Source organism: Mesorhizobium sp. M7A.F.Ca.CA.002.05.1.1 (assembly GCF_003998335.1).
Classification (GTDB): Bacteria; Pseudomonadota; Alphaproteobacteria; order Rhizobiales; family Rhizobiaceae; genus Mesorhizobium.
On sequence record NZ_RZQI01000793.1, the window covers coordinates 1 to 2,782 of the forward strand.

Consider the following 2,782-nt stretch of genomic DNA (forward strand, 5'->3'; position numbering starts at 1 on the left):
ATATAGCCCTCCCGGATGCCGGCGGCAAAGTCGGACAGCACCGAAAAGACCGGCTGCCCTCTCGCCTTCAAGGTTTCCACGACCGCTGTCAGGGTCGGATGGTCCGGACCGACAACGGCGATGGCCCTCGATTTCGCCGCCAGCCTGCGCATCTGCGAGGCGATCTCGTCGGGAGCCAGGGAACTGGCGAAATCGATGGTCGCAACGCCGCGGAAGCGCTGCGATCGCGAGATGGCCAGTTCGAGTTCCCGCGCGAAGTCGCCGTAGAAGGCATCATTGCCCCGCAGCAGCAGGAAGCCCAGCCGGTACTCCGGCAATTCCTGGCGCATGCGCTGCTTGATAAGGCCGGCGGCGTGGTAGCCGATATCGGTAGCGGTCTCGTAGACGCGGCGCGCTGTCTCTTCGCGCACCGGCAGCCGGTTGTTCAGCACACGGTCGACGGTGGCGACACTGACGCCCGAGATGCGCGCCAGATCTGATATTGTCGGCCGCTTCACCATGCTTGCCTCGTCGGGTTTGCTTGAGCCTTCGTACATCATCCTGATGGGAAATGATAGAAACTATCTTTGTGATGTTGAGTCCATCATCGGTCGGCGTTACTTTGACGCTCGAAACCAAAGGATTTCAGGACATTCGCTCTGGCGGATGCCTTTGCCGAGGGAGGCAATCATGTCCACTGCGCCGTCCCGGCGTGACTACAGCCTGATCGGCCGCGACGCCAAGCTCGCCGTCGAGACCGGCCTATCGGCGGCCGAGTGGTATCACACCGACGTGCCGCGCAAGCAGATGAAGGAGCTGATGCAGCGCTCCGACGGGCCCGCGATCCGCGATACGGCAATCTGGTTCGCCGCGCTGATCGTCAGCGGCGCCGGCGGTGCCTGGTTCTGGGGCAGTTGGTGGTGCGTGCCGTTCTTCTTCGTCTATGGCGTGCTCTACGGCTCCTCGACGGATTCACGCTGGCACGAATGCGGTCATGGCACCGCCTTCCGGACGCAGTGGATGAACGATGCGGTCTATCAGATCGCCTGCTTCATGATCATGCGCAATCCGGTGACCTGGCGCTGGAGCCACACCCGCCACCACACCGACACCGTCATCGTCGGCCGCGACCCGGAAATCTCGGTCATGCGGCCGCCTGATTTGGTTCGCGCCATGCTGGGCTTCGCTGGCGTGCTCGACGCCTGGCATGCGATGTCAGACATGCTGCGCAACGCCGCCGGCACCGTCAGCGCCGCCGAAAAGACCTTCATTCCCGAACAGGAACAGCCCAAAGCGATCCGCGTCGCCCGCATCTGGACGGCGATCTATGCCGCCACCGTAGGGCTGGCGCTCTATACCGGTTCGTTCCTGCCGCTGATGCTGGTCGGCCTGCCCAGGCTCTACGGCGCCTGGCATCACGTCATGGTCGGGTTGCTGCAGCATGGCGGCCTGGCCGACAATGTCACCGACCACAGGCTGAACAGCCGCACCGTCTACATGAACCCGATCAGCCGCTTCATCTACTGGAACATGAACTACCATGTCGAGCATCACATGTTCCCGATGGTGCCGTACCATGCGCTGCCGAGGCTGCACGAACTGATCAAGCACGATCTGCCGGAGCCGACACCGTCGATCCTGGCCGGCTATCGCGAGATGATCCCGGTCTTCCTGCGCCAGCTGCGCAACGAGGACTATTTCCTCAAGCGCGAGCTGCCGCCGACCGCACGGCCATATCGCGAAGAATTCCACAACGACACTATCGCCGCCGCGGCGGAATGATCGTGCTTCTATCCGATCTAGACTGTTTGTTTTAACGCAATTCCGGGCGGAAAACCGCTGCGCAATTTTCCTGGATTTGCTTTTGGGGAGGACTTGAATGAGCGACTGGGTCGAGGCCTGCGCCACCGGCGACATAGACGAGGAGGATGTGATGCGCTTCGACCATGGCGGCCGCACCTTCGCCATCTATCGCAGCCCCGACGACGAGTTCTTCGCCACCGACGGCCTGTGCACGCATGAAAAGGTGCACCTGGCCGACGGGCTGGTGATGGATGACATCATCGAATGCCCCAAGCACAATGGCCGCTTCAACTACAAGACGGGTGACGCCCGCGGCGCGCCGGTCTGCGTCAACCTGAAGACCTATCCGGTCAAGGTCGACGCCGGCAAAGTCCTGATTCAGATCGGATGACCGACATGGCGGGGGGAATGGTCATCATCGGCGCCGGCGAATGCGGTGGGCGCGCGGCACTGGCGCTGCGCGACCTCGATTATCAGGGGCCGGTGACGCTGGTCGGCGACGAGCCGCATCTGCCCTATGAGCGCCCGCCTCTGTCCAAGGAGGCGATGGCCAGCGATGCGCCCGAGATCAAGGCGATCGCCAGCGACGCAATTCTGGCCGAGAAATCGATCCGGCATGTCCATTCCGTCCAGGCCGTGACGATCGATCGCGCGGCGCATGCGGTGCGTCTGTCGGACGGATCGGTCCTGCCTTACGACAAGCTCCTGCTGGCAACGGGTTCGACGCCGCGCAAGCTGCCGATGCCCGGCCTTGGCGCGCACTGCGTCTATCTCAGGACCTTCGCCGACGCGCTCGCGATTCGCGCGCACCTCACCCCCGGCAACCGGATCGCCATCATCGGCGGCGGTTTCATCGGTCTCGAACTCGCGGCCGCGGCCCGCAAGCTCGGCGCTGATGTCACCGTCATCGAGGCGCAGCCGCGCATCCTGATGCGCGGCGTGCCGGCGGAGATCGCCGAAATCATCCATGATACGCATGTCGCCGAGGGCGTCGATATCC

4 protein-coding genes are annotated in these 2,782 nt (G+C 63.4%); 3 read left to right on the forward strand and 1 reads right to left on the reverse strand.

The window, feature by feature from the left end; translation table 11 throughout:
* On the reverse strand, positions 1 to 500 hold a 500-nt coding region (locus EN939_RS28515), incomplete at its 3' end, for a LacI family DNA-binding transcriptional regulator (protein WP_164751290.1).
* 169 nt (positions 501 to 669) lie between these two features.
* Between EN939_RS28515 and EN939_RS28520 the strand changes: the two genes are divergently transcribed.
* From EN939_RS28520 to EN939_RS28530, 3 genes are all read left to right on the forward strand, one after another.
* On the forward strand, positions 670 to 1,761 hold the full coding sequence (locus EN939_RS28520; RefSeq protein ID WP_127270622.1) for a fatty acid desaturase family protein: 1,092 nt from the start codon (positions 670 to 672) through the stop codon (positions 1,759 to 1,761).
* A gap of 97 nt (positions 1,762 to 1,858) precedes the next feature.
* Positions 1,859 to 2,173, forward strand: coding sequence for a MocE family 2Fe-2S type ferredoxin (locus tag EN939_RS28525; RefSeq protein ID WP_027161041.1), 315 nt, complete (start codon positions 1,859 to 1,861; stop codon positions 2,171 to 2,173).
* Positions 2,170 to 2,782 (forward strand): NAD(P)/FAD-dependent oxidoreductase (locus tag EN939_RS28530; protein ID WP_164751291.1); only part of this gene is annotated, 613 nt, incomplete at its 3' end. The genes EN939_RS28525 and EN939_RS28530, both read left to right, overlap by 4 nt.